The sequence below is a fragment of the Geodermatophilus sp. URMC 61 genome (assembly GCF_052931555.1).
In genome coordinates, this window is the sequence record NZ_JBRFHZ010000002.1 from 3,526,728 (window position 1) to 3,551,210 (window position 24,483).

Genomic DNA, 24,483 nt, shown 5'->3' on the forward strand with positions numbered 1-24,483 from the left:
CCCGGTCCGGGCGATCCGGACCGGGCCCTCCGCGTGGGGCTCAGGCGTCAGCTCAGTGGCTGTGCCCGTGGCCGTGCGAGTGGCCGTGGGTGTGGTGCCCGGCTCCGGCCGGCTCCTCCTCCGGCGCCTCGACGACGGCGGAGTCGGTGGTCAGCACCATCGCGGCGATCGAGACGGCGTTGGAGAGCGCGGCCTTGGTGACCTTGACCGGGTCGATGACGCCCTGGGCGGCCAGGTCGCCGTACTCGCCGGTCGCGGCGTTGAAGCCCTGACCGACACCGGCCTCGCGGACCTTGGCCACCACGACCTGGCCCTCGAACCCGGCGTTGCCGGCGATCCGGACGAGCGGGGCGTCCAGAGCCCGCCGGACCACGCGGGCACCGGTCAGCTCGTCACCGGAGAGGTCGAGGGCGTCGACCGCCGCGGCCGCGTGGACCAGCGCCGAGCCACCACCGGGGACGACGCCCTCCTCCACCGCGGCGCGGGTGGCGGCGATGGCGTCCTCGATCCGGTGCTTCTTCTCCTTCATCTCGACCTCGGTGGCCGCGCCGACGCGGATGACGCCGATGCCGCCGGCGAGCTTGGCCAGCCGCTCCTGCAGCTTCTCCCGGTCCCAGTCGGAGTCGGTCGCCTCGATCTCACGGCGGATCTGCGCGACCCGGTCGCCGATGGCCTCGCCGGTCCCGCCGCCGTCGACGATCGTGGTGTTGTCCTTGTCGACGACGACCCGCCTGGCGGTGCCGAGCACCTCGAGGCCGACCTGGTCGAGCTTGAGGCCGACGTCCTCGCTGACCACCTGGCCGCCGGTGACGACGGCGAGGTCGGTCATGAACGCCTTGCGGCGGTCGCCGAAGTACGGCGACTTCACCGCCACGACCTTGATGGTCTTGCGGATCGAGTTGACGACGAGGGTGGACAGCGCCTCGCCCTCGACGTCCTCGGCGACGATCAGCAGCGGGCGGCCGCCGGTGGACAGCACCTTCTCCAGCAGCGGGAGCAGGTCGGCCAGTGCGCTGATCTTGCCGCTGACCAGCAGCACGAGGGCGTCCTCGAGGACGGCCTCCATCGCCTCCTGGTCGGTGACGAAGTAGGGCGAGAGGTAGCCCTTGTCGAACTGCACGCCCTCGGTGACGTCGAGCTCGGTGGAGAGCGTGTTGCTCTCCTCGACGGTGATGACGCCGTCCTTGCCGACCTTCTCCATGGCCTGGCCGATGAGCTCGCCGACCTCGGCGTCCTGCGCGGAGACCGTCGCGACGCCGGCGATGGCCTGCTGGTCGGAGACCGGGATGGCGACCTCGTCGAGGGCCTTGGCGACCGCGTCGGCGGCGGCGCGCATGCCGACGCCGAGCGCCGTCGGGCCGGCGCCCGCGGCGACGTTGCGCATGCCCTCGTGCACCAGGGCCTGGGCCAGCACGGTGGCGGTGGTGGTGCCGTCGCCGGCGACGTCGTTGGTCTTGGTGGCGACGTTCTTGGCCAGCTGGGCGCCGAGGTTCTCGTACGGGTCCTCGAGCTCGACCTCACGGGCGATCGTCACGCCGTCGTTGGTGATGGTCGGGGCGCCGAACTTCTTGTCGAGGACGACGTTGCGCCCGCGCGGGCCGAGGGTCACCTTGACGGCGTCGGCGAGCTTGTCCACCCCGCGCTCGAGCGCGCGGCGGGCGTCCTCGTTGAACTTGATGATCTTGGCCATGAGCCCTTCCGATCAGGTGCGGGTGGGACGGGCGGGTGCGAGCTCAGACGACGACCGCCCCGGGACCCGGTCAGTTCGGGTCGCCGGGGCGGTCGGTGCAGAGGCGGGTCGTCCTCGGGACGGAACCAGACGCTGGCCCCGTCCCGAGGCTCGTCCCGAGCTCGCGAGGGATGAGGACGACGGGGTCCTTCTACTTCTCCACGACGGCGAGCAGGTCGCGGGCGGAGAGCACCAGGTACTCCTCGCCGGCGTACTTGACCTCGGTGCCGCCGTACTTCGAGTAGATGACCACGTCACCGACGTTGACGTCGAGCGGGACGCGGTTGCCGTTGTCGTCGACGCGACCGGGGCCCACGGCCACGACCGTGCCCTCCTGCGGCTTCTCCTTGGCGGTGTCCGGGATGACCAGACCGGAGGCGGTGGTGGTCTCGGCCTCGTTGGCCTGGACCACGACGCGGTCCTCCAGCGGCTTGATGTTGACCTTGGTAGCGGTCGTCACGTCAGCGACGCCCCCTTCGGTGTCGGACGGCTGGTGGGTTCTGCTCTGATGCTGTGGCACGGTGCCGGTGCCTGCCGTCGCGGGGATCAGGCGCCCGTGCCCGTGTCGATTGGCACTCTACCCATGAGAGTGCCAGCCACTCAACCGGGTCCCCGGAGGTGTCGACGCAGCCGTGCGACACGCTGTCCTGCGTGCCCGACGACGCGCTCGAGCAACTCCGCCGGCTGCGCACGCCCGAGGGCGCGGCGGCCACCGCGCTCGCCGCCGAGCTGGTGGACCGGGGCCTCGACGTGCTCCCCGCCCTGGCCCGGCTGCGGGCGCAGGTCGGGGCGGAACACGCCGGCCCGGCCTGGGAGCTGGCGCGGCTGCGGGCGCGGGCGCGACCGGTGTTCGGCGCCGACGCCGACGTCCTCTTCCTCACCGCCGACACCCTCGAGCAGGCGGGCCGTCCGGCCCTGGCCGCCCGGCGGGCGGCGCGCCTGCTCGCCGGCGACGTCGACTCGGCCGCCGACCTCGGCTGCGCGTCGGGCACCGACACGATCGCGCTCGCGCGGGCCGGCGCCAGCGTGCTCGCCGTCGACCTCGACCCGTTCGCCCGCGAGCTGACCGCCGCCAACGCCGAGGCCCTCGGGGTGGCCGACCGGGTGCGGGTGGTCGCCGGGGACGCCGTCGAGCTCGTCGACGCGGCGCGCAGCGGCGAGGTGGCCGGCTGCGGCGCCGCCGTCCTGGACCCGGCACGGCGGGCCGGCGGACGACGTCAGCTGGACCCCGACCGCTGGTCCCCGCCCTGGTCGACGGTGGCCACGCTGCTGGACCGGGTGCCGCGTGCGGTGGTCAAGGTGGCTCCCGGCCTGGACCACGAGCGGGTGCCGGCCGGCGTCGAGGCGGAATGGGTGTCGGCCGGCGGCTCGATCGTCGAGGCGCTGCTGTGGGGCCGGGCGGTGTCGACGGTCCGGCGGCGCGCGTCGCTCGTCCGCGGCGACGCCGTCCTGGAGCTGACCACCGACGCCGATCCCGGGCCCGCGCCGTCCGGACCGGTGCGGGGCTGGCTGCACGAGCCGGACCCGGCGGTGATCCGCTCGGGTCTGGTGTCGCTGGTCGGCACCGACCTGGGCGCGACGCTGGTCGACCCGACGATCGCCTACCTGACCTCCGACGGGCCGACCGACTCCCCGTGGGTGTCCTCGTACCGGGTCGACGAGGTGCTGCCGTTCAACCTCAAGAAGCTCAAGGCCCTGCTGCGGACGCGCGGCGTCGGCCGGGTGGTGGTGAAGAAGCGCGGCTCGGCGATCGAGCCCGAGACCCTCGCCCGCCGGCTGCGCGGCGAGGGCGCGGGGACGGCGACCGTCGTCGTCACCCGGGTCGCCGGCGCCCCCACCGCCCTCGTGTGCGACCTCTCCGACCGATGAGTCCGCACGGCCGCCCGGGTCGACACGTCCGAGGACCCGGATCGGGGGAGGACGCATGGACGGACGGGACACGCACGTCGACCTCCGGAGGATCGGCCTCGCGGCCGGCGGATCCGTCCTGGCCAGCGCCGCCTGGTACACCGCCTGGGGCACCCGGCTCGCGGAGCTGGACGAGGCCTACGCCGGCGGCGGACCACCCGCGGCCTGGGTGCTGCCGGTGGAGCTCGCACGCAGCGCGGCGGTGGCCACCGCCGTGGCCGTCCTCTCCGAGTCCACCGGGTCGCGGGACCCGGGCAGCACGGCACGCCTGGGGCTGGGCCTCTGGGCAGCGTTCCCCGTCGTCCTGCTGACCGGCTCGGTGGTGCACGAGAGGTGCCCTGGCAACAGGCCGCGATCCACGCCGGCGACTGGCTGGTCAAGCTCCTGCTGATCTCCGTCACGGTCGGCCGCGGGCCGAGGCGGCGACGACCCCCCTCGCGCGCAGCAGCGCCGCTCAACGGGTGACGACGTCGATCGGCAGGGAGCTGTCGGCGCCGACGTCCGGCGCGGACGGCGCCACTCCCGCCTCGACCAGCCGCGACCCCAGCGCCGCGACCATCGCGCCGTTGTCGGTGCACAACCGGGGGCTGGGCACCCGCAGCACGATCCCGGCCGCGGCGCAGCGCTCCTCGGCCAGCGCGCGCAGCCGCGAGTTGGCCGCCACCCCGCCACCGAGCACCAGGTGGTCGACGCCCTGGTCGCGGCACGCGCGCACGGCCTTGGCGGTCAGCACGTCGGCGACGGCCTCCTGGAACGACGCCGCGACGTCGGCCACTGGCACCGGCTCCCCCGCCCGCTGCCGGGCCTCGACCCACCGGGCGACGGCGGTCTTCAGGCCGGAGAACGAGAAGTCGTAGGGCGCGTCGCGGGGGCCGGTGAGCCCGCGCGGGAAGCCGATGGCCGTCGGGTCGCCTTCGCGCGCGGCCTTGTCGATGGGCGGGCCGCCGGGGAACGGCAGGCCGAGCACGCGGGCCACCTTGTCGAAGGCCTCCCCCGCGGCGTCGTCGATGGTGCGGCCCAGCGACTGCACCTCGCGGGCGAGGTCGGGCACCAACAGCAGCGAGCTGTGCCCGCCGGAGACCAGCAGTGCCAGGGAGGGCTCGGCCAGCTTCCCGTGCTGCAGCTCGTCGACGGCGACGTGCGCGGCCAGGTGGTTGACGCCGTAGAGCGGCTTGTCCAGCGCCAGCGCGTAGGCCTTGGCCGCGGCCAGCCCGACCAGCAGCGCGCCGGTCAGCCCCGGCCCGGCGGTGACCGCCACCGCGTCGACGTCCGAGGCGCGCACCCCGGCCTCGGCCAGCGCGCGGTGCACGGTCGGCACCATCGCCTCCAGGTGCGCCCGCGAGGCGATCTCCGGCACGACGCCGCCGAAGCGCTCGTGCTCTTCCATCGACGTGGCCAGGGCGTCGGACAGCAGCGTCCGCCCGCGGACGAGGCCGACCCCGGTCTCGTCGCACGAGGTCTCGAACCCCAGGACCAGCGGCTGGTCAGCCACGCAACGCCCCCGGTCCGCCTCCGCGGGGCGCTCCGCTCCTCGCCCGCTGGCGCTCGCTGCGAGGCCCACACCCCTGTCCGCTCACAGTCTCTCCCGCTTCATCACGACGGCGTCCGTGCCGCTCGGCTGGTAGTAGCGCGGCCGCCGCCCGATCTCGGTGAACCCGCGCCGCCGGTACAGACCCTGCGCGACCTCGTTGTCGGCGCGCACCTCGAGCAGCACCACGGGGCTGCGCCGATCGGCCTCGGCCAGCAACGCGTCGAGCAGCGCGGCGCCGATGCCCTCGCCCTGGCGGTCCGGGGCGACACCGATGGTGGCCACGTGCGCCTCGTCGTCGTAGGCGATCAGCCCGGCGTAGCCGACGACCCGGTCGCCGTCCTCGGCCACCAGGTAGGAGCGGGTGTCGGTGCGCGAGAGCTCGTCGCGGTACATCGCCCGGGTCCAGGTGTCCGGGGCGAACAGCTGCTCCTCGAGCTCGAGGACGGTGTCCAGGTCGGCCAGCCGCATCGGCCGCAACCGCGCGCTCATGCGGTGGTCACCGGCTTGAAGGACGTCGGCGGGACGGCGTCGGGGCGGCGCAGGTAGAGCGGCGCGAGCGTCGGACGGGTGGGGGACGACAGAGCCGAGGGGTCGGCCAGCTGCGGCGCGGCCGCCCGGACGAGGCCCGCCGTCGTGACCTCGGCCGGGGTGACCTGGACGCCGAGCCGCTCGGCGAACCGGGCGTCACCGACGACGGGGCCGACGACGGTCAGCTCCTCCGGGCGCACCACACCCGGGCCGTCGGTGCGCGCACCGTCGGAGTCGTAGGCGGCCCAGTAGACCTCCTTGCGGCGGGCGTCGGTGACCACGGTGCGGGCGCCGGAGCCGATCGCGTCCAGCGAGCAGACGCCCACCACGGGGAGCGCGCGGGCGTCCCCGATCGCCGCGGCGGTGACCACCCCGACGCGCAGCCCGGTGAACGGCCCCGGGCCCAGGCCGGTCACCACCGCCCCGACGTCCCCCAGCGACAGCCCGGCCTCGCTCAGCACGTCGGTCACGGCGACGGTGAGCAGCTCGGCGTGCCGGTTGCCCGAGGGCACCGTGCGCTCGGCGAGCACCGCGGTCGCGCCGTCCGGCGACCACCGGGCGAGGCCGGCGACCAGCGTCGGCGTGGCGGTGTCGAGGGCGAGGACGAGCACGACCGCCCAGGGTAGTGGCCCGAGCGCCTCGTCTCGACGCCCGTCACGTGATGCGGTGATGCGTCAGCATCAGTTACGTGCGCACCACCCTGGACCTGGACGACGACGTCCTCTCGGCCGCTCGCGAACTGGCCACGGAGCAGCGTCGCTCGCTGGGCTCGGTGGTGTCCGAGCTCGTCCGGCGGGGGCTCACACCGGCGCGGGTGGAGACCGAGGACGGCCTCCCGGTCATCCGCGTCCCCTCCGGCAGTCCCCCCATCACCGCCGCGATGGTCCGCCGGGCGCTCGACGAGGACTGAGACGCCGTGGCCCTGCTCGACGTGGACGCCCTCGTCGCACTGGCGTGGGACTCACACGTGCACCACGTCGCCATCCGCTCCTGTTTCGCCGCCCACGCTGCGTCCGGGTGGGCGACGTCCCCGACCACCGAGAGCGGTCTCGTCCGGGTGTCGTCCAACCCGAAGGTGCTGCCGAACGCCATCCCCACGCCGACCGCCCGCCAGGTCCTCGCAGCCCTGCGCCGGGCACCGGGCCACCGGTTCCTCGGCGACGACGTCTCCATGGTCGACAGCGACGTGCCGCCGGTCTCCGGGCACCGCCAGGTCACCGACGCCCACCTGGTCACGCTCGCCCGCCGGCACGGTGTCGGCGTGGTGACCTTCGACGCGGGGCTGGCGGCACTGGCCGGCCACCGGGACGTCGAACTGCTCACGGCCCTGTAGTCGGGAAGGGCTCACTCCCGGACAGTGCGGTGCTCCCGGGCTCGACCAGCCGGCTGACCACGTCGGCGTAGGCGGGGTGCGCCAGGCCAGCCCGGACAGGTCCGCGGCGGTCACCCAGCGCAGCTCGTCGTGCTCGTGCGGCTGCAGGTTGCGCGGCTCGCCGTCCCACGACCGGACCACCCACAGCGCCAGCCGCACGTCCCCGTCCTCCAGTCGGGCCACGGGGGCGGGATCGACCTGCCGGGGGACGACGCCGACCTCCTCGCGCAGCTCCCGGGCCAGCGCGGCCGGCTCGTCCTCCCCCGGCTCGACGTGGCCGCCCGGGAGGTCCCAGACGTCGGGGTACCAGCGCCGGTCCGGCGACCGGTGCCCCATCAGCACCGTGGGTCCGCGGACCAGGACCCCGGCGACGACGTGGTGCACCGTCAGACCGATCCGCTGGGGTCCACCTGGTGGCTGGCCAGGTGACGGGTGCGGTCGCCGGCGGAGGCCTCCACCACGGCCTTGCGCGCGGACGAACCCGTGCCGGCTCCCGTCCGGTGGTCCGCTCGAGAGGTCCGACCGCCCGGGCGCGGTGGACTCATCGCACGTCGAGCTCGAGGACGACCTCGAGGCCGTCCTCGGGGTCGACCTGCTCCCCGACCTCCCGGAAGTCGAAGGGCCGCGCCACCCGCTGCGACGCCACGTTGTCCGGGGTGATGGACAGCCGCACCACCCGGACGTCCGGCTCGCCGCGGGCCCGGTCGAGCAGGGCGGCCACCGCGGCCCGCGCGTACCCGAGGCGACGGTGCTCCGGGACGGTGGCGTAGCCGACCTCCACCATGCCGCGGGCGTCCGGAGGGCCGTGGAACCCGGCACGGCCGACGGCGACCCGTCGGTCGGGGTCCCACACCACGCCGGTCACCCAGGTGGCGACGCCGGGGTCGGCCGCCACCTGGGCCGCCCGCATCCGCCAGACCGGCGCCCACTCGGGACAGGCGAAGGAGGGCGGCAGCGGGACCGGCGAGAGGGCGTCCACCGCGGCCAGGTCCCCACCGGCCAGCGCGGCGAGCACGGGGCCGCTCAGCGGGACGAGCTCGACCCGCGGTCCGCCGGAGGTCACCGCTCGCCGTCCAGGCGCTGCTCCCAGCCGGGGCCGTGCGGCACGAGCAGCGCCGTCCGGACGTCGTCGTCGCGGCGGTCCAGCCGCACCTCGAGGTGCTCGTCGGCCAGCTGCTCGACCAGCCCCTGCCCCCACTCGACGACGGTCACCGACTCCTCGGTGGAGGCGTCGAGGTCGAGGTCGTCGACGTCGGCGACCCCGCCGAGGCGGTAGGCGTCGACGTGCACCAGCGGCAGCCGGCCGCCGCGGTGCACGCGGGAGATGACGAACGTCGGGGAGGTGACCGGCTCCCGCACACCGAGCGCCTCGCCCATGCCCTGGGTCAGCGCCGTCTTGCCCGCACCCAGCGGGCCGACCAGCACCACGAGGTCGCCGGCACGCACCAGCCCGGCCAGCGCGGCGCCGAGCGCGCGGGTGTCGTCCGGGGTCGGCAGCACGTGCTCGCGCCTCACGCCAGGCTCCCCGCGACCGCGGTGAGGTCGGCGAGCAGCCCGGCCCGCGGCGCTCCGCTGGGACCGAACCGGATCGCCGCCGACGGGTGGTAGGTCGCCCAGACGGCCCGGCCGTCGACGTCGTGCGCGCGGCCGCGGACCTGCGCCAGCACGGTGCGCGGGCCGAGGAACCACTTGGCCGACGAGAGCCCGAGCGCGACGACGACCGGTGGGTCCAGCAGCTCCAGCTGGCGCCGCAGCCAACCGCTGCAGCGGGCCACCTCCGAGGCCTTCGGTGTCCGGTTTCCCGGTGGGCGGCACTTCACGATGTTGAGCACGGCGGCCTCGGCGCGGTCCAGCCCGGCCTCGGCCAGCAGCTGGTCGAGCAGCTGACCCGACCTCCCCACGAACGGCCGGCCGGTCTCGTCCTCGTTCGCCCCCGGCGCCTCACCGACGAGCACGAACCGCGGGCGCCCGCCGGCCGGGACGTCGCCCACCACCACGTGCTGCCGGGTGGCGGCCAGCTCGGGGCAGGCCACGCAGGGCCGGGCGGCCGCGGCCAGCGCGTCCCAGTCGGGCGCGGCCGCGGCGACGCGGGCGACCTCCTCGACAGCGGCGTCGAAGCGGGGCGGCCGGGTCACCGCCCCGCTCCCGTCGGGAGGTCGGCGACCACCCGGCGCAGCAGCGCCGACAGCGCGGCGGTCACCTCGTCGGGCTTCTCCAGCGGCACCATGTGGCCCGCCTCGTGGACCACCACGTACTCGAGGGCCGGCGCACCGGGCCCACCGAGCAGCTCCACGATCGTGTCGCTGTGCCCCGGCGGGATCAGCGTGTCCTTGTCGCCGGTCAGCACCAGCACCGGGACGGCGCGCAGCGGCTCCAGGGCCGCGGTCTCGTCCAGGCCGGCCAGCGCCGGGTAGAACTCCGCGATCACCTCCACCGGGGTGCCCGCGATCATCGAGTCGACGTAGCGGCCGAGCGCCGGGTCGACGTCCTGGGAGGCGAACGACAGCGACCAGGTGACGTGCGAGATGAGGTCGGCGGCCAGCCGGCGGGTGCGCTCGGCGAAGCCGGGACGGCGGCGCATGGTGAACGCCGCGATCGGCAGGACCGCCGCCCGCAGGCGGGTGAGCAGCTCGGGCATGCCGAAGTCGAGGTCGGCGAGGTTGCCGCTGGAGGTGCTCATCAGCGCCGCCCCGACCACACGCGTCCCGAACAGCTCCGGCCGCACCTCGGCCAGCGCCATCACGGTCATCCCGCCCATGGAGTGCCCGACGAGCACCACCGGCCCGTGCGGCACCCGTGCCCGCAGCACCGCGTCGAGGTCGCGGCCCAGCTGCTCCATGGTCGAGTTCTCGGCCGGCCCGCGGCCGGAGGCACCGTGCCCGCGCTGGTCGTAGAACACCAGCCGCGCCGTCGGCCGCGAGCCGTTGGCGGTGGCCAGCGCCGCTCCCAGCGCCCGGCGCTGGAAGGTCCACGACGCCATCGACAGCGAGTAGCCGTGGCAGAAGACGACGGTCAGCGGGGCGTCGGTCGGCCCGACCTCCTCCACGGCCAGCAGCACGCCGTCGTCGGCGGTGACCAGCGCGGTGCGGTCGGCGCGCCGGGACGCCGGGCCGAGCGGGTCGTCCTCGCGCAGCTCCGCGTCCGTCGCCCCCTGTGGCAGCCCGGCCGCCGAGCCCAGCCGCTCGGCGCTCACCCGCCGGGCGGCGGCCCGCTTGACCGCGACGCCGACGGCCGTGCCGGCCGCCGCCAGGCCGAGGACGGCGCCGAGGACCCCCGCGCGGGGGTGCGACAGCGCCGGGGACTGCCGGCCCGGCCTCGGGTGCCGCTTCGCCGCCATCAGACCGCCCCCGCCGAGCCGACGTAGCGGCGGGTGAAGCGGCCCCCGATCCGGGTGACCAGCTCGTAGTGGATGGTGTCGACCGCGTCGGCCCAGTCCTGCGCCGTCGGCTCACCGCCGTCCCCCGGCCCCCAGAGCACGACCTCGTCGCCCGCGTGCACCTCGGCGTCGCCGACGTCCAGCACGAACTGGTCCATGCAGACGCGACCGGCGATCGTCCGGCGCGCTCCGGCGGCCAGGACCGGCGCCCGGTTGCCCGCCGCCCGCGGCACGCCGTCGGCGTAGCCGACCGGCACCAGCAGCAGCGTGGTCTCGGCCTCGGGGAAGTAGGTGTGGCCGTAGGAGACGCCGACGCCGGCGGGCACCCGCTTGGTCAGCGCGGCGCGGGCTCGCACGGTCATCGCCGGCCGCAGCCCGTGGGCGGCCGGGTCCCCGCCGAGCGGGTCGAGCCCGTAGACGGCGATCCCGGGGCGGACCATGTCGTACCAGGTGTCGGGCAGCGCGACCGTCGCCGCGGAGTTGGCCAGGTGCAGCCGCGCCTCCGTCAGCCCCGCCGCCCGGGCGAGCGCCACCGCTTCCTCGAACACCCGTACCTGCGCGCCGATCGTCGGGTGGGTGGGCGCGTCGGCGTAGGCCATGTGGCTCCACAGGCCCACCACGGCCACCTCACCGTCGGCCTGCGCCCGCGCCGCGGCCGCGACCAGGCCGGGCCACTCGGCCTCGGTGGCGCCCTCGCGGGAGAGCCCGGTGTCGGCGAACAGGTGCACGCGAGCGGTGCGCCCGGTGGCGCGGGCGGCGGTGACGACCTCGGTCAGGGCCCACTCGGCGTTGACCGACACCTCGATGTCGGCGGTGAGCGCCGCGGCGTAGTCCGTGCCGGGGGTGTGCAGCCAGGCCAGCAGCGGAGCGGCGACGCCGGCCGCGCGCAGCGCCAACGCCTCCTCCAGCACCGCGACGCCCAGCGCGTCGGCTCCCCCGGCCAGCGCCGCGCGGGCGGCCGGGACCAGGCCGTGGCCGTAGCCGTCGGCCTTCACCACCGCCATCAGCGGGCGGCCGACGCGCTCGCGCAGCGCCGCGGTGTTGGCCGCGATGGCGTCGAGGTCGACGACCACCTCGGCCCGGGCTCGATCGTTCACGCGCCCGAGTCTCCCAGCCGGTCCGCGGGCGCTCGCCGCAGGCGGTGCCCTCGGGCCTGTCCCCCGCGAGCGGGAGGTGCCCCCATCCGCGTCTCGGTCCGCTCCTCGCGCGCCGGCGCTCGCTGCGGTGCTCCCGCGGCTGTCGTCAGGCGGGCCAGCGTGGCCGGCAGGTGGCGGACCAGGTCGCTCGCGATCAGCGGCCCCTCCTCCGCCGCCAGCTGCCCGGCCCGCCCGTGCACGTGCGCGCCGGCCGCCGCGGCCTCGGCGGCCGGCAGGCCGGTGGCCAGGAAGGCGCCGGTGAGCCCGGAGAGGACGTCGCCGGTGCCGGCCGTGGCCAGCCACGGCGTGCCGGTGCCGTTGACGTACGCGGTGCCGTCCGGCGCGGCCACGACGGTCGCGTCGCCCTTGAGCAGGACGACGGCGCCCAGGTCGGCGGCCAGCCGGCGGGCCGCCCCGACCCGGTCGTCGCCGACCTCGCTGCCGAAACGGGCGTACTCGCGGTCGTGCGGCGTGAGCACCGTCGGCGCCTCCCGCCGCCTGACCAGCGCGGGCTCCTGCGCGGCCATCGTCAGGGCGTCGGCGTCCACCAGGACCGGCAGGTCGGTGGTCAGCACCTCGGCCAGCACGCTGCGGGCGTCGTCGTCGGTCCCCATCCCCGGGCCGACGACCCACGCCTGCACCCGCCCGGCGTCGGAGGGCCGGCCCTCGCTGACGATCGCCTCCGGCCAGGCGGCCCGGACCCCCGCGGCCGCCGTCCCCGCGTAGCGGACCAGCCCCGGGCGGGCGCGCAGCGCCGCGCCCGTGCACAGCACGGCGGCGCCGGGGTAGGTCGAGGAGCCGGCGACGAGCCCGACCACGCCCTGCGTGTACTTGTCGTCCCCGGCGTGCGGCGGGCGGATGCGGGCAGCGACGTCGGCGTCGGTCATCTGGTGCACCCCGGCCCGCGGCAGCGCCAGCCCGATGTCGACCAGGTGGACCCGGCCGGCGTACCCGCGGCCCTCCCCCACCACCAACCCGGTCTTGAGCGCGCCGAACGTCACCGTGTGCTGCGCCGGGAACGCCGCCCCGGGTACCGCGCCGGTGTCGGCGTCCACCCCGCTGGGGACGTCGACGGCGACCATCAGCCCCGGCCCGGTGGCAGCCCGCTCGACCAGCGCGGCGGCCGGTGGACGCAGGCCCCCACGGCCGCCGATGCCGACGATCCCGTCGAGGACGAGGTCCGCGCGCTCGAGGCCCGTCGACCCGTCGGGGCCGCTGACCCACCCGCCCGCGGCGCGCAGCGCGGCCAGGCCCGCGGCGTGCACCCGGTCCGGGTCGAGCACGACGGCGGTCACCCGGGCGCCGCGGCGGGCCAGGTGGGCGCCGGCGAACAGCGCGTCCCCGCCGTTGTTGCCGGCGCCGGCGAGGACGGTGACGCGGGTGCCGTGCCCGCGGCCGAGCAGCCCCAGGCAGACGGTGGCCAGGCCGGTCGCGGCCCGCTGCATCAGCGTGCCCTCCGGGGTGGCGGCCAGCAGCGGCTCCTCGGCCGCGCGCACCTCGGCAGCCGTGTACAGCCCGATCACGGCGCCCCCTCACCGCGCAGCACGCCCTCGGCGATCACCACCGCCGAGGCGATGCCGCCGTCGTGGCTGAGCGAGACGTGCCAGGACGTCACGCCGAGCTGCGCCGCCCGGCCGGCCACCGTTCCGCGGACCGTCAGGCACGGCTGGCCGTGCTCGCCGACGGTGACCTCGGCGTCGTGCCAGCGCAGGTCGCCGGGTGCACCGAGGGCCTTGGCGACGGCTTCCTTGGCGGCGAACCGTGCGGCCAGCGACTCGCCGGTGCGCGGCGCGCCGCGCGGTGTCTGCTGCTCCGCGGCCGTGAACAGCCGATCGCGCAGGCCCGGGGTGCGGATCAGCGACTCGGCGAAGCGGTCGACGGGCACGACGTCGATCCCGACCCCGATGATCACGGCGTCAGTCTGCCGTGCCAGCGCCCGCCTCGCCGTCCGTGCCCGGCCCGCCGTCCTGGCTCGCCGTCCCGGGTCCGGGCCCACGACCGGTGGTGAGCCCGAACCCGGGACGATCAGGTCAGCTGATCGTCGGGAGCGTCACTCGACGGCGCCCCTGCGTCGGTTCCGCTCCCGCTGCGCTCCTCGCTCGCCGGCGCTCGCTGCTGCGATGCTCACGGGAGCGTCACTCGACGGTAACGCTCTTGGCCAGGTTGCGCGGCTGGTCGACGTCGAACCCGCGGGTGTCGGCGATCTCGCAGGCGAGGATCTGCAGCGGGACGGTGGTCACGACCGGAGCGAGCAGCGTGGGCGTGCGCGGTACCCGGATGAGGTGGTCGGCGTAGGGGACGACGTCGTCGTCGCCCTCCTCGGCGACCACGATCGTGCGTGCGCCGCGGGCCCGGACCTCCTGGATGTTGGAGACGACCTTGCCGTGCAGCACGCTGCGGCCGCGGGGCGACGGGACGACGACCACGACCGGGGTGCCCTGGTCGATCACCGCGATCGGCCCGTGCTTGAGCTCACCGGCGGCGAAGCCCTCGGCGTGGATGTAGGCCAGCTCCTTGAGCTTCAGCGCGCCCTCCAGCGCCACCGGGAAGCCCACGTGCCGGCCGAGGAACAGGATCGTGTCGGCGTCGGCCATCGACCGGCCCAGCTCGCGCACCGGCTCCATCTGGGTCAGCACCTTCGCCACCGCGTCCGGCAGCTTCTGCATCTCCTGCACGATCGCGGCGACCTCGTCGGCGTACTTGATCCCGCGCACCTGGGCCAGGAAGAGCCCGACGAGGTAGCAGGCGACGATCTGCGCCAGGAAGCTCTTGGTCGAGGCGACCGCGATCTCGGGCCCGGCGTGGGTGTAGAGGACGGCGTCGGACTCCCGCGGGATCGTCGAGCCGTTGACGTTGCAGATGGCCAGCACGCGGGCCTTCTGGTCCTTCGCGTGCCGCAGCGCCATGAGCGTGTCCATCGTCTCGCCGGACTGGCTGATGACGACGACCAGCGTCGAGCGGTCGAGCACCGGGTCGCGGTAGCGGAACTCGCTGGCGACCTCCACCTCGACCGGGATGCGGGTCCAGTGCTCGATCGCGTACTTGGCGATCAGCCCGGCGTGGTACGAGGTGCCGCACGAGACGACGAAGACCTTGTCGATGTCGCGCAGGTCCTGGTCGGACAGGCGCACCTCGTCGAGCACCAGGTCGCCGTCGTCACTCAGTCGACCGAGCAGGGTGTCGGCGACCGCCTGCGGCTGCTCGGCGATCTCCTTGAGCATGAACCACTCGTGACCGCCCTTCTCGGCGGCCTCTGCGTCCCAGTCGACGGTGAAGGCCTTCGGTTCCGCCGGGGCGCCGTCGAACGTGGTGACGGTGACCCCGCGGTTCCGGTCGATCTCCACGACCTGGTCCTGGCCCAGCTCGCGCGCCTCCCGGGTGTGTGCGATGAACGCGGCGACGTCCGAGCCGAGGAAGTACTCGCCGTCGCCCACACCGACGACCAGGGGGCTGTTGCGGCGGGAGGCGACGAGGGTGTCGGGCTCGTCGGCGTGCGAGGCGACCAGCGTGAAGGCGCCCTCGAGGCGGCGGCTGACCGCGCGCATCGCCTCGGCCAGGCGGCCCGGGCCCGCCGGCAGCTCGGCGTAGGCCCGCGCCAGCAGGTGGGCGGCGACCTCGGTGTCGGTCTCGGAGGAGAACTCGACGCCGGCGGCCTGGCACTCGGCGCGCAGCGCGGCGAAGTTCTCGATGATCCCGTTGTGGATCACCGCGACCTTGCCATCCGCAGAGAGGTGCGGGTGGGCGTTGCGGTCGGTCGGTCCGCCGTGGGTCGCCCAGCGGGTGTGCCCGATGCCGGTGGTCGTCTCCGGCAGCGGCTGGTCGGCGAGGACCTTCTCCAGGTTCGCCAGCTTCCCGGCCTTCTTCGCCGTCGCCTGCCCGCCGTCAGCGAGGACGGCGACGCCCGCCGAGTCGTACCCCCGGTACTCCAGCCGGCGCAGACCCTCCAGGACGACGTCCAGAGCGTTCTGCGGGCCGACGTATCCCACGATGCCGCACATTCCACCGAGGCTACCGGCGGGACCGCTCGGACCCTTCCCTCACAAGAGTGGGAGGGCAATGTCACTGTCGCCCTACCGGACGACACCGTCGTCCTGCCGGAGGACACCGTGGCCAGGTGCCGACCCCCGCCACGGCCCCGTCCCGGGCCCCGCCCCGAGCCTGCGGAGGGTGGGTGAGACGGGGTCCCTCCACGGTGGGAGACGGGGGGTCCCCGATCAGTCGACGGCGGCCACGATGTCGGCGAGGCGCCTGGCGATGGCATCGGCGCGCTCCTGGGTGGGCGCCTCGACCATCACGCGGACGAGCTGCTCGGTGCCCGAGGGGCGCAGCAGCACCCGGCCGTCGTCCCCCAGCTCGGCCTCGCACTGGTTGACCGCGGCGGCGACCTCGTCGCTCTCCACGACCGCCAGCCGGTCGCGCACCGGCACGTTGAGCAGGGTCTGCGGCAGCCGCTGCACCACCGAGGCCAGCTCCGCCAGCGACGAGCCGGTCTCGGCCATCCGGGACAGCAACGACAGGCCGGTGAGCAGGCCGTCGCCGGTCGTGGCGTGGTCGAGGAACACCAGGTGGCCGCTCTGCTCACCGCCCAGGCTCAGGCCCCGCTCGCGCAGCGCCTCGAGCACGTAGCGGTCGCCGACGGCGGTGGTGTGCACGGCGATGCCGGCGTCGCGCATGGTGTGGTGGAAGCCGAGGTTGCTCATGACCGTGGCGACGACGGTGTCGCCGGTGAGCCGGCCGTGCTGGTGCAGCGCGAGCGCGCAGACGGCGAGGATCGCATCGCCGTCGACGACGTCGCCCTCGGCGCTGACGGCCAGGCAGCGGTCGGCGTCGCCGTCGTGCGCGATGCCGAGGTCGGCGCCGTGCGCGCGCACGGCCTCGGTCAGCGGGCCGAGGTGGGTGGAGCCGACGCCGTCGTTGATGTTCCAGCCGTCCGGCTCACCACCGATGACGTGCACGGTGGCCCCGGCGCGCCGGTAGACCTCGGGCGCGCACACCGCGGCGGCGCCGTGGGCGCAGTCGACGACGAGGGTGAGGCCGGACAGCGGCCGCTCGACGGTCGAGAGCAGGTGCTCGACGTAGACCTCGCCGGCATCGGTGAGGTCGGAGACCCGGCCGATCTCGGCACCGGTCAGGCGCGGGCCGTCGGACTCGCCGGCGGTCACGGCCTGCTCGATGGCGGCCTCGACCGCGTCGGGCAGCTTGTGGCCGCCCCGGCTGAAAAGCTTGATGCCGTTGTCGGGCATCGGGTTGTGACTGGCGGAGATCATCACGCCGAGGTCCGCGCCGGTGTGCGCGGTGAGGTGCGCGATCGCCGGGGTGGGCAGCACCCCGGCCCGCAGCACCTGCGCACCGGCACTGGCAAGGCCCGCCACGACGGCGGCCTCGAGCATCTCCCCGCTGGCGCGGGGGTCACGGCCGACGACCGCGACGGGACGCTGGGTCCCGTCGCGGTCGGCGAGCACGCCGGCGGCAGCACGTGCCACCGAGAGGGCCAACTCCGGCGTGAGGTCGGCGTTGGCCCGACCCCGGACGCCGTCGGTCCCGAAGAGGCGACCCACGGGCGTACCGGTCAGCGCTTGGAGTACTGAGGCGCCTTGCGGGCCTTCTTGAGTCCGTACTTCTTGCGCTCGGTGACGCGGGCGTCACGAGTGAGGAAGCCGGCCTTCTTCAGGGCCGGGCGGTCCTCGGCGTCGACCTCGACCAGAGCGCGGGCGATCGCCAGGCGCAGCGCGCCGGCCTGACCGCTGACGCCGCCACCCCTGAGGATGCCGACGACGTCGTACTGCTCGGCCCGCTCGACGGTGACGAGCGGCTCACGGATGAGCTGCTGGTGCACCTTGTTCGGGAAGTACTCCTCGATGGTGCGGCCGTTGAGCCGGAACTGGCCGGTGCCCGGCAGCAGTCGCACGCGGACGACGGCCTCCTTGCGGCGGCCGACGGTCTGGACCGGACGCCCCTCGGCGTCGGTCACGGAGAGGGCGGTCGTCACTGGGCCACCTGCTTGATCTCGAAGGGCTGGGGCTGCTGAGCGGCGTGCGGGTGCTCGGGCCCGGCGTACACCTTCAGCTTCTTGAGCATCTGACGGCCCAGGCTGTTGTGCGGCAGCATGCCCTTGACGGCGCGCTCGATGACGCGGTCGGGGTGCGTGCGCAGCTGGTCTCCGACGGGGATCCGCTTGAGGCCACCCGGGTAGCCGGAGTGGCGGTAGGCGATCTTCTCGTCCCGCTTGGACCCGGTCAGGGCCACCTTGCCGGCGTTGACGATGACGACGAAGTCGCCGACGTCCACGTGCGGGGCGTACTGGGGCTTGTGCTTGCCGCGCAGCAGCTGCGCGGTCTGGCTGGCCAGTCGACCGAGCACCACGTCGGTGGCGTCGATGACGTGCCAGGCCCGGCTGACATCGCCGGGCTTCGGGGTGTACGTGCGCACGGCGCTCGTGTCCTCCGTCGTCGTCGGATCGGCTGGTGGGATCGCCTCACCGAGCACGGGAGACGGTGCGGCACGCGGACACCAGCCGGTCACGCGCGCCAGCCGACCACGATACCAGTTGGAGGACCCCGCCCTCCTCACCCCTCACGAGCTCGGGGGCGAGCCTCGGGACGGGGCCGCACAGGGGAGGTCACCCCTCGACGACCTCGCGGAGCAACCCGGTGTCGACGTCGTAGACGGTGCCCCTGACCTCGCGGGAGAGCAGGTAGGGGCTCTCGTGGATCAGCCGGATCGACTCGCGCACGTCGTCCTCGGCGTCGCGGAAGGCGCGCACCGCCCACGGTGGCCGGCGCCCGGTGGCCTGCTCCACCAGGTCGGCGAAGGAGATGTCGTCGGTGGCCTGCAGCCCGCACTGGGTGTGGTGCACGAGCAGGATCTCGCGGGTGCCCAGCACGTGCTGGGAGACGGTGAGCGAGCGGATGACGTCCTCGGTGATGACGCCGCCGGCATTGCGGATGACGTGCGCGTCGCCGACCTCGAGGCCGAGCATCTGGAACAGGGGCATCCGGGAGTCCATGCACGCCACCACGGCGACGTGGCGGGCCGGTCGCACGTCCTTCGAGCCGGGGAACCGCTCCGCCCACTCGGCGTTGGCCGCCAGCATCCGGTCGATCTCGTTCATGTCCACCCCTCGGTCGACCCGTCGGTCCGCACGGACCCTAGCTGGGAGCTCAGTGGCTCCGGGCCCGGCGGAGGACCGCACCCAGGTCCGCGGGGTCCACCGCGGGCGGCCGCCGGCGTGCGCCACGGTCAGGCCGGCCGCGTCCTCCGGGGTGGCGCCGCCGAGCAGCGTCGCGACGTGGGCGTCGCCGCCTCCGGTCGGGTCGACCGGCTGCTCACCCTCCCCGGTGTGCCTGCCGTCCGTGCGCCCGGCGCGGATCGGTCAGGATGTGCCCGTGCGCACGGTCGAGGAACACCAGGCGGTCGTCGCGGCGCTGCTCGCCCCTCTGGGCGAGGAGGAGGTGCCGCTGGCGGCCGCGCACAACCGGGTGCTCACCCGTGACCTGAGCGCGCAGGTGTCGCTGCCCGGCTTCGACAACTCCGCGATGGACGGCTACGCCGCGCGGGCGGCCGAGGTCGGCGACCTGCCCGTGCGGCTGCCCGTCGCCGACGACGTCCCCGCCGGGCGCACCGACGTCCGCCCGCTCGAGCCCGGCACGGTGCAGCGGATCATGACCGGCGCGCCGCTCCCCGAGGGCGCGGACGTCGTCGTCCCGGTCGAGCTGACCGACGGCGCCACCGATGTCGTGGAGATCCGCGACGCCCCTCTCCCCGGCACCCACGTGCGGCGGGCCGGCGAGGACATCGCCGCCGGCACGGTCGCCCTCACCGCCGGCACCCCGCTCGGCGCCGCGCAGCTCGGTCTGGCCGCCGCCGTCGGCGCGCGGACGCTGTGGGTGCGGCGCAGGCCGCGGGTGCTGGTGCTCTCCACCGGCAGCGAGCTGGTCGAGCCCGGGGAGCCGCTGCTGCCCGGGCAGATCTACGAGTCGAACTCCGCGCTGCTGGTCGCCGCCGTCGAGGACGCCGGGGGGACGGCGCGGCGGCTGCACTTCGTGCCCGATGACGTCGACCAGTTCCTCGCCACCGTCCGCGCCGAGCTCGCGAGCGCCGACCTGCTGATCACCAGCGGCGGGGTCAGCGCCGGCGCGTACGAGGTGGTGAAGGACGCCTTCCGGGCCCTGGGCACCGTCGAGTTCGTCAAGGTCGCGATGCAGCCCGGCGGTCCACAGGGGGCCGGCACGGTAGACGGCGTCCCGGTCGTCACCCTGCCGGGCAACCCGGTGAGCTCGTTCGTCTCCTTCGAGGTCTTCGTCCGCCCCGCGCTGCGCCGGGCCCTCGGCCACGCCGACCCTGGCCGGCTGCGCGCCCCGGCGACGCTCACCGCCGCGCTGCGCTCCCCCGCCGGGCGCCGCCAGTTCCTGCGCGGCCGCTACGACGCGGGCACGGTGTCGCAGGTCGGCGGGCCCGGCTCGCACCTGGTCGCGCACCTGGCCCGCGCCAACTGCCTGGTCGTCGTCCCCGAGGACGTCACCGAACTGCCCGCCGGCGCCCCGGTGGACGTCGTCCTGATCGAAGGAGCGCTGCAATGAGCGACAGGCTCACGCACGTCGACGAGACCGGCGCCGCCCGGATGGTCGACGTCTCCGCCAAGCCGGTCACCGCCCGCGAGGCCACCGCGGCCGGCCGGGTGCTGGTCAGCCCCGAGGTGGTCGCCCTGCTGCGCGGCGAGGGGGTGCCCAAGGGGGACGCCGTCGCCGTCGCCCGGATCGCGGGCATCGCCGGGGCCAAGCGGACGCCGGACCTCGTCCCGCTCTGCCACCCGATCGCCCTGCACGGCGTCACCGTGGACGTGACCGTCGCCGACGACGCCGTCGAGATCGTCGCCACCGCCCGCACCGCGGACCGCACCGGTGTGGAGATGGAGGCGCTCACCTCGGTCGCCGTCGCCGGGCTGACCGTCATCGACATGGTCAAGGCCGTCGACCCGCGGGCGGCCGTCACCGACGTCCGGCTGCTCGCCAAGTCCGGCGGCAAGAGCGGCGAGTGGCGCAGATGAGCGAGCTCGCGAGCTCGTCCAGGGACACAGCGACCGCGCGAGCGTGTCCGACGAGCGCAGCGGGGAGGACCACGTGAGCGGCCTGCCGGACGACGCCCGCGCCGTCGTCGTCACCGCGTCCAACCGCGCCTCCGTCGGGGTCTACGAGGACCGCAGCGGGCAGGCCCTCGCCGAGGGGCTGCGTGCGCTCGGGTTCACCGTCGAGGGCCCGCACGTGCGCCCCGACGACGTCGCGGAGCTGGAGATGGTGCTGCTGGAGGCCATCGGGTCCGGCGCCGACGTCGTCCTCACCACCGGCGGCACGGGACTCTCCCCCACCGACGTCACCCCCGAGGCCACCCGGCGGGTGCTCGAGCGCGAGGCGCCGGGCATCGCCGAGGCGGTGCGGCGGTACGGGGAGTCGAAGGTGCCCACCTCGGTGCTCTCCCGCGGGATCGCCGGGACCGCCGGGCGCACGCTCGTCGTCAACCTGCCCGGCTCCACCGGCGGTGTGCGGGACGGGTTGGCCGTCCTCGGCCCCCTGCTCCCCCACGTGGTCTCGCAGCTCCGCGGCGGCGACCACTGAAGAAGGACCCCGCTGCCCCCCACCGCTCGCAGGCTCGCGGCGGGACCCGGCAGCCGGGCCGCGTCGGCTGGCCGCTCGTCTGGGTCGACGACCCGCTGGGACCTGGCAGCACGGAGGTGAGCCGGCGTCCGCACCCTCCCGGAGACGGGTGACCGACGGTCCGGCTGGCCCTCGACGCGCCGCGCGGTTGGTCATGGGGTCCTTGCCGCGGACACGCGCCGACACGCCGCCGAGCGCGGCGACAAACCCATGATCAACGCGGATCCGGCCGGTCCTCCACCACGATGCGCTCGGTGCGGGTGTAGACGTTGCAGCCGTCGCCGCGGAGGAAGCCGACCAGGGTGATGCCGACGTCGGCGGCCAGCTCCACCGCGAGGGACGACGGCGCCGACACCGCGGCCAGCACCGGGATGCCGGCCATCGCCGCCTTCTGGGTCAGCTCGAAGCTCGCCCGCCCGCTGACCATGAGCACGTGCCCGGCCAGCGGCAGCCGCCCCTGGCGCACGGCGTCGCCGATGACCTTGTCGACGGCGTTGTGCCGGCCGACGTCCTCGCGCAGGGCCACCAGCTCGCCGTCCGCGGTGAAGAGACCCGCCGCGTGCAGCCCACCGGTCTTGTCGAACACCTGCTGGGCGGCACGCAACCGGTCGGGCAGGGCGAGCAGCGTCTGCAGGGGCAGCCGGAGGTCGTCCCCGGCGACGTCGTGGCGCGTCTTCGTCCGGATCGCGTCGATGCTCGCCTTGCCGCACACGCCGCAGGAGCTGGACGTGTAGAAGTTCCGGTCGAGCGCGGTGTCGGGGGGCTGCACACCGGGCGCGAGGTCGACGTCGACGACGTTGTAGGTGTTGCGGCCGTCCTCGTCGACGGAGTTGCAGTAGCGCAGGCCGGCGACGTCGTCCGCCGACCCGATCACCGCCTCGGTGGCGAGGAAGCCGTGCACCAGGTCGAAGTCGTCGCCCGGCGTGCGCATCGTGACCGCCAGCGGAGTCCCGGCCAGGCGGATCTCCAGCGGCTCCTCGGCGGCCACCGTGTCCGGGCGGGTGCTGTGCGCCGCGCCGCGGATCCGCAGCACCGGGGTGCGGCTCGTCACTCGTCCCACGGAGGGCGACGGTACCCACGTCCGGGTCCTACGGTCGCAGCTGTGCCCGCGCTGCCGCCCTACGCCGCCGTCGTCCTCGCCGGTGGCCGCGCGGCGCGGATGGGCGGGCAGGCCAAGCCGCAGCTCGAGGTCGGCGGCCGCACCATCCTCGACGCGGTCCTCGCCGCCGTCCCCGACGCCGCCCCGCGGATCGTCGTCGGCCCGCCGCAGCCGGTGCCGCCGGACGTGCTGGTCGTCCGCGAGCAGCCGCCGCGCGGTGGGCCGGTCGCGGCGATGCGGGCCGGACTGGCGCACGTCCCCACCGACGTGGTGGCCCTGCTCGCCGGCGACCTGCCGTTCCTCACCGGCGGACTGGTCCGGGCGCTGCGGGAGCGGCTGACCGGGGACGGCGTGCTGGTCGTCGACGACACCGACCGCGACCAGCTGCTGCTCGGGGTGTGGCGGACTGCGGTGCTGCGTGCGGCGGTCGCCGACGTCCACGGGCCCACCTCGGTGCGCCGGGTGTTCGCCCCGCTCGCCGTGCGCCGGCTGCACCCGGAGGTCGGGCCCGGGCAGCCGCCGCCGTGGACCGACTGCGACACCCCGGCCGATCTCGCCCGTGCCCGGGCAGCCGCCGCCCGCCGGGTTCCACGCCGCCCCCAGGGGTAGGGGCTTCCCATGCGCATCGTCATCGCCGGGGCCCACGGGCAGGTCGCCCGACGCCTCGGCCGCCTGCTGTCCGGTCGCGGCGACACGGTCGTCGGCATCGTCCGAAACCCCGCGCACGAGGACGACCTGCGCGCTGACGGCGTGGAACCGGTGGTCCTCGACCTCGAGCAGGCCGGTGTCGACCAGGTCGCCGAGGTGGTCTCGGGGGCGGACGCGGTCGTCTTCGCGGCGGGCGCCGGTCCGGGCAGCGGCGAGGCCCGCAAGCACACCGTCGACAAGGGGGCGGCGCTGCTACTCGCCGACGCCGCCGAGCGGGCCGGCGTGCGGCCCTACCTGCTGGTGTCGTCGATGGGCGTCGAGCAGGCGCGCCAGGGCACGCCGAAGGGCATGGACCCGGTGTTCGCCGTCTACCTGCAGGCCAAGCTGGCAGCCGAGGACGCGATCCTGCCGCGGCCCGGCCTGGAAACGGTGATCCTCCGACCGGGTCGGCTCACCGACGAGCCCGGCACCGGCCGGGTGACGCTCGCCCACGGCGTCGAGCACGGCGAGGTGCCGCGGGACGACGTCGCCGCGGTGCTGGTCGCGCTGCTGTACGCCCGCAAGGTCAACGAGGTCGTGGAGCTGGTCAGCGGCGACACCCCGATCGAGGAGGCGGTCGCAGCCCTCCCCTGAAGCAGAGAGGACCCCGCCGTCCTTCAGCAGCGCAGGGCGCGGGTGACCTCTGCCCGGGCAGCGAGCTCCTCGTCCGGCGGGTAGTCGACGGCGACCAGCGTCAGCCCCCCGGCCGGGACGACCGGCACCTCGCCGGAGCGCTCGGTGCGGCCCAGCAGCGCGGCCGGCCAGTCCGGTGGGCGCCGGCCCTCGCCCACCGCGGTGAGGGCGCCGACGAGGCTGCGCACCATCGAGTGGCAGAAGGCGTCCGCCGACGCCCGCACGGTCACCAGGTCGCCCTCGCGGGCCACGTCGAGGGCGAGCAGGGTGCGGATCGTCGTCGCACCCTCGCGGTGGCGGCAGAAGGCCGCGAAGTCGTGCAGGCCGAGCAGCAGCTCGGCGGCGGTCGCCATCGCGTCGGCGTCCAGCCTGCGGGGCCAGGCCGCCGTGTCCGCCCGGCGCAGCGGCGGCGGCCCGCTGTCGGCGTCGGTGAGCCGGTAGACGTAGTGCCGCCGCAACGCCCCGAACCGGGCGTCGAACCCCGGCGGCGCCTCCTCCACCGAGTGGACGACGATGTCGGGCGGCAGCACGCCACGCAGTCGGCGCAGCAACCGCGACCGCTGCTCCTCCCACACCGTGCGGGGGACGTCGGCGTGCGCGACCTGACCGGTGGCGTGCACCCCGGCGTCGGTGCGGCCCGCGACGGTCAGCGCGACCGGTCGGCGCAGCACCCTGGTCAGGGCCTCCTCGAGGTCGCCCTGCACGGTGCGCTGGTCGGGCTGCCGGGCCCAGCCGTGCAGCGCGGTGCCGTCGTAGGCGATCCCGAGGCGGAGACGGACGAGCCCGCCACCGGGTGCGGTGGCGGGCTCGTCAGCAGTGCGGTGGGTGGTCAGC

28 protein-coding genes and 1 pseudogene are annotated in these 24,483 nt (G+C 75.4%); 9 read left to right on the top strand and 20 right to left on the bottom strand.

Translation table 11 applies throughout. From position 1 onward, the window contains the following. Positions 1–52: 52 nt before the first annotated feature. Both groL and groES read right to left on the bottom strand, forming a co-directional pair. Complete coding sequence (gene groL / locus ACU610_RS16340) at positions 53–1,690, bottom strand: chaperonin GroEL (protein WP_446768765.1); 1,638 nt, start codon at positions 1,688–1,690, stop codon at positions 53–55. 190 nt (positions 1,691–1,880) lie between these two features. Further along, the gene (gene groES / locus ACU610_RS16345; protein ID WP_012950428.1) at positions 1,881–2,189 is read right to left on the bottom strand and encodes a co-chaperone GroES; all 309 of its coding nucleotides are present in this window, start codon (positions 2,187–2,189) and stop codon (positions 1,881–1,883) included. Between the two features lie 191 nt (positions 2,190–2,380). Here groES and ACU610_RS16350 point away from each other — a divergent pair, with 191 nt between their 5' ends. Both ACU610_RS16350 and ACU610_RS16355 read left to right on the top strand, forming a co-directional pair. Further along, on the top strand, positions 2,381–3,598 hold the full coding sequence (locus ACU610_RS16350) for a class I SAM-dependent methyltransferase (protein WP_446768766.1): 1,218 nt from the start codon (positions 2,381–2,383) through the stop codon (positions 3,596–3,598). A gap of 55 nt (positions 3,599–3,653) precedes the next feature. After that, positions 3,654–4,028 carry a DUF1761 domain-containing protein gene (locus ACU610_RS16355; RefSeq protein WP_446768767.1) on the top strand — a complete coding sequence of 125 codons (375 nt, stop codon included), beginning with the start codon at positions 3,654–3,656 and terminating at the stop codon, positions 4,026–4,028. Between the two features lie 63 nt (positions 4,029–4,091). Here the strand turns inward: ACU610_RS16355 and tsaD are convergent, their stop codons facing one another. From tsaD to tsaB, 3 genes are all read right to left on the bottom strand, one after another. Beyond that, positions 4,092–5,129 carry a tRNA (adenosine(37)-N6)-threonylcarbamoyltransferase complex transferase subunit TsaD gene (tsaD, locus tag ACU610_RS16360; RefSeq protein WP_446768768.1) on the bottom strand — a complete coding sequence of 346 codons (1,038 nt, stop codon included), beginning with the start codon at positions 5,127–5,129 and terminating at the stop codon, positions 4,092–4,094. A gap of 81 nt (positions 5,130–5,210) precedes the next feature. Continuing rightward, entirely contained in the window at positions 5,211–5,657 is a 447-nt protein-coding gene (rimI, locus tag ACU610_RS16365; protein WP_446768769.1) for a ribosomal protein S18-alanine N-acetyltransferase, read from the bottom strand. Next, positions 5,654–6,307 (bottom strand): tRNA (adenosine(37)-N6)-threonylcarbamoyltransferase complex dimerization subunit type 1 TsaB, encoded by a 654-nt coding sequence (gene tsaB / locus ACU610_RS16370; protein ID WP_446768770.1) that lies wholly within the window; start codon positions 6,305–6,307, stop codon positions 5,654–5,656. Before tsaB ends, rimI begins: the two co-directional genes overlap by 4 nt. 77 nt (positions 6,308–6,384) lie before the next feature. Here tsaB and ACU610_RS16375 point away from each other — a divergent pair, with 77 nt between their 5' ends. Both ACU610_RS16375 and ACU610_RS16380 read left to right on the top strand, forming a co-directional pair. Then, complete coding sequence (locus tag ACU610_RS16375) at positions 6,385–6,606, top strand: antitoxin (protein WP_446768771.1); 222 nt, start codon at positions 6,385–6,387, stop codon at positions 6,604–6,606. 6 nt (positions 6,607–6,612) lie between these two features. After that, positions 6,613–7,029, top strand: a complete 417-nt coding sequence (locus tag ACU610_RS16380) for a TA system VapC family ribonuclease toxin (RefSeq protein ID WP_446768772.1) — start codon at positions 6,613–6,615, stop codon at positions 7,027–7,029. A gap of 147 nt (positions 7,030–7,176) precedes the next feature. On the opposite strand, the pseudogene ACU610_RS16385 reads toward ACU610_RS16380, so the two are convergent. The 13 genes and pseudogenes from ACU610_RS16385 to ACU610_RS16445 all read right to left on the bottom strand — a co-directional run. Then, positions 7,177–7,404 (bottom strand): annotated as a pseudogene (locus ACU610_RS16385) (NUDIX domain-containing protein); the annotation flags it as partial. 205 nt (positions 7,405–7,609) lie between these two features. Continuing rightward, the gene (locus ACU610_RS16390) at positions 7,610–8,131 is read right to left on the bottom strand and encodes a GNAT family N-acetyltransferase (RefSeq protein WP_446768773.1); all 522 of its coding nucleotides are present in this window, start codon (positions 8,129–8,131) and stop codon (positions 7,610–7,612) included. Then, positions 8,128–8,583: a tRNA (adenosine(37)-N6)-threonylcarbamoyltransferase complex ATPase subunit type 1 TsaE gene (gene tsaE, locus ACU610_RS16395; RefSeq protein ID WP_446768774.1), complete on the bottom strand. Its 456-nt coding sequence runs from the start codon at positions 8,581–8,583 to the stop codon at positions 8,128–8,130. The genes ACU610_RS16390 and tsaE overlap by 4 nt, the downstream gene beginning before the upstream one ends. Beyond that, positions 8,580–9,203, bottom strand: coding sequence for a uracil-DNA glycosylase (locus ACU610_RS16400; protein ID WP_446768775.1), 624 nt, complete (start codon positions 9,201–9,203; stop codon positions 8,580–8,582). Before ACU610_RS16400 ends, tsaE begins: the two co-directional genes overlap by 4 nt. Next, on the bottom strand, positions 9,200–10,405 hold the full coding sequence (locus ACU610_RS16405; protein WP_446768776.1) for an alpha/beta fold hydrolase: 1,206 nt from the start codon (positions 10,403–10,405) through the stop codon (positions 9,200–9,202). The genes ACU610_RS16400 and ACU610_RS16405 overlap by 4 nt, the downstream gene beginning before the upstream one ends. Beyond that, positions 10,405–11,541: an alanine racemase gene (alr, locus tag ACU610_RS16410; RefSeq protein WP_446768777.1), complete on the bottom strand. Its 1,137-nt coding sequence runs from the start codon at positions 11,539–11,541 to the stop codon at positions 10,405–10,407. Before alr ends, ACU610_RS16405 begins: the two co-directional genes overlap by 1 nt. Continuing rightward, entirely contained in the window at positions 11,538–13,103 is a 1,566-nt protein-coding gene (locus tag ACU610_RS16415; protein ID WP_446768778.1) for an NAD(P)H-hydrate dehydratase, read from the bottom strand. The genes alr and ACU610_RS16415 overlap by 4 nt, the downstream gene beginning before the upstream one ends. Then, positions 13,100–13,492, bottom strand: coding sequence for a holo-ACP synthase (locus ACU610_RS16420; RefSeq protein WP_446768779.1), 393 nt, complete (start codon positions 13,490–13,492; stop codon positions 13,100–13,102). The genes ACU610_RS16415 and ACU610_RS16420 overlap by 4 nt, the downstream gene beginning before the upstream one ends. Before the next feature lie 223 nt (positions 13,493–13,715). After that, complete coding sequence (gene glmS, locus ACU610_RS16425) at positions 13,716–15,578, bottom strand: glutamine--fructose-6-phosphate transaminase (isomerizing) (RefSeq protein WP_446768780.1); 1,863 nt, start codon at positions 15,576–15,578, stop codon at positions 13,716–13,718. Positions 15,579–15,794: 216 nt separating this feature from the next. Next, positions 15,795–17,138 (bottom strand): phosphoglucosamine mutase, encoded by a 1,344-nt coding sequence (glmM, locus tag ACU610_RS16430; RefSeq protein WP_446768781.1) that lies wholly within the window; start codon positions 17,136–17,138, stop codon positions 15,795–15,797. 11 nt (positions 17,139–17,149) lie between these two features. Continuing rightward, positions 17,150–17,569: a 30S ribosomal protein S9 gene (gene rpsI, locus ACU610_RS16435; protein ID WP_446768782.1), complete on the bottom strand. Its 420-nt coding sequence runs from the start codon at positions 17,567–17,569 to the stop codon at positions 17,150–17,152. Further along, positions 17,566–18,009: a 50S ribosomal protein L13 gene (gene rplM, locus ACU610_RS16440; RefSeq protein WP_446768783.1), complete on the bottom strand. Its 444-nt coding sequence runs from the start codon at positions 18,007–18,009 to the stop codon at positions 17,566–17,568. Before rplM ends, rpsI begins: the two co-directional genes overlap by 4 nt. A gap of 190 nt (positions 18,010–18,199) precedes the next feature. Beyond that, on the bottom strand, positions 18,200–18,691 hold the full coding sequence (locus ACU610_RS16445; protein ID WP_446768784.1) for a beta-class carbonic anhydrase: 492 nt from the start codon (positions 18,689–18,691) through the stop codon (positions 18,200–18,202). A gap of 274 nt (positions 18,692–18,965) precedes the next feature. Here ACU610_RS16445 and moeA point away from each other — a divergent pair, with 274 nt between their 5' ends. The 3 genes from moeA (at position 18,966) to ACU610_RS16460 (ending at position 21,191) form a co-directional block, all read left to right on the top strand. After that, entirely contained in the window at positions 18,966–20,159 is a 1,194-nt protein-coding gene (gene moeA / locus ACU610_RS16450) for a molybdopterin molybdotransferase MoeA (RefSeq protein ID WP_446768785.1), read from the top strand. Beyond that, a complete protein-coding gene (moaC, locus tag ACU610_RS16455) occupies positions 20,156–20,626 on the top strand; it encodes a cyclic pyranopterin monophosphate synthase MoaC (protein WP_446768786.1) in 471 nt (156 codons plus the stop codon). The genes moeA and moaC overlap by 4 nt, the downstream gene beginning before the upstream one ends. 73 nt (positions 20,627–20,699) lie before the next feature. Then, on the top strand, positions 20,700–21,191 hold the full coding sequence (locus tag ACU610_RS16460) for a MogA/MoaB family molybdenum cofactor biosynthesis protein (RefSeq protein WP_446768787.1): 492 nt from the start codon (positions 20,700–20,702) through the stop codon (positions 21,189–21,191). A 253-nt stretch (positions 21,192–21,444) separates the two neighbouring features. On the opposite strand, the gene fdhD is transcribed toward ACU610_RS16460, so the two are convergent. Then, the gene (fdhD, locus tag ACU610_RS16465; protein WP_446768788.1) at positions 21,445–22,290 is read right to left on the bottom strand and encodes a formate dehydrogenase accessory sulfurtransferase FdhD; all 846 of its coding nucleotides are present in this window, start codon (positions 22,288–22,290) and stop codon (positions 21,445–21,447) included. A gap of 42 nt (positions 22,291–22,332) precedes the next feature. Between fdhD and mobA the strand changes: the two genes are divergently transcribed. Both mobA and ACU610_RS16475 read left to right on the top strand, forming a co-directional pair. Continuing rightward, positions 22,333–22,938, top strand: coding sequence for a molybdenum cofactor guanylyltransferase (gene mobA / locus ACU610_RS16470; protein ID WP_446768789.1), 606 nt, complete (start codon positions 22,333–22,335; stop codon positions 22,936–22,938). A 9-nt stretch (positions 22,939–22,947) separates the two neighbouring features. Beyond that, entirely contained in the window at positions 22,948–23,610 is a 663-nt protein-coding gene (locus ACU610_RS16475) for an NAD(P)-binding oxidoreductase (protein ID WP_446768790.1), read from the top strand. A 23-nt stretch (positions 23,611–23,633) separates the two neighbouring features. Here ACU610_RS16475 and truA read toward each other — a convergent pair whose 3' ends face one another. Then, positions 23,634–24,482 (bottom strand): tRNA pseudouridine(38-40) synthase TruA, encoded by an 849-nt coding sequence (gene truA / locus ACU610_RS16480; RefSeq protein ID WP_446770729.1) that lies wholly within the window; start codon positions 24,480–24,482, stop codon positions 23,634–23,636. Position 24,483: the final 1 nt, after the last annotated feature.

What these genes read in the sequence shown, in the direction of transcription:
- groL (WP_446768765.1), bottom strand. Translation starts at nt 1,690, where the DNA reads ATGGCCAAGATCATCAAGTTCAACGAGGACGCCCGCCGCGCGCTCGAG.
- ACU610_RS16355 (WP_446768767.1), top strand. Translation starts at nt 3,654, where the DNA reads ATGGACGGACGGGACACGCACGTCGACCTCCGGAGGATCGGCCTCGCG.
- rimI (WP_446768769.1), bottom strand. Translation starts at nt 5,657, where the DNA reads ATGAGCGCGCGGTTGCGGCCGATGCGGCTGGCCGACCTGGACACCGTC.
- ACU610_RS16405 (WP_446768776.1), bottom strand. Translation starts at nt 10,405, where the DNA reads ATGGCGGCGAAGCGGCACCCGAGGCCGGGCCGGCAGTCCCCGGCGCTG.
- glmS (WP_446768780.1), bottom strand. Translation starts at nt 15,578, where the DNA reads ATGTGCGGCATCGTGGGATACGTCGGCCCGCAGAACGCTCTGGACGTC.
- ACU610_RS16445 (WP_446768784.1), bottom strand. Translation starts at nt 18,691, where the DNA reads ATGAACGAGATCGACCGGATGCTGGCGGCCAACGCCGAGTGGGCGGAG.
- moaC (WP_446768786.1), top strand. Translation starts at nt 20,156, where the DNA reads ATGAGCGACAGGCTCACGCACGTCGACGAGACCGGCGCCGCCCGGATG.
- ACU610_RS16475 (WP_446768790.1), top strand. Translation starts at nt 22,948, where the DNA reads ATGCGCATCGTCATCGCCGGGGCCCACGGGCAGGTCGCCCGACGCCTC.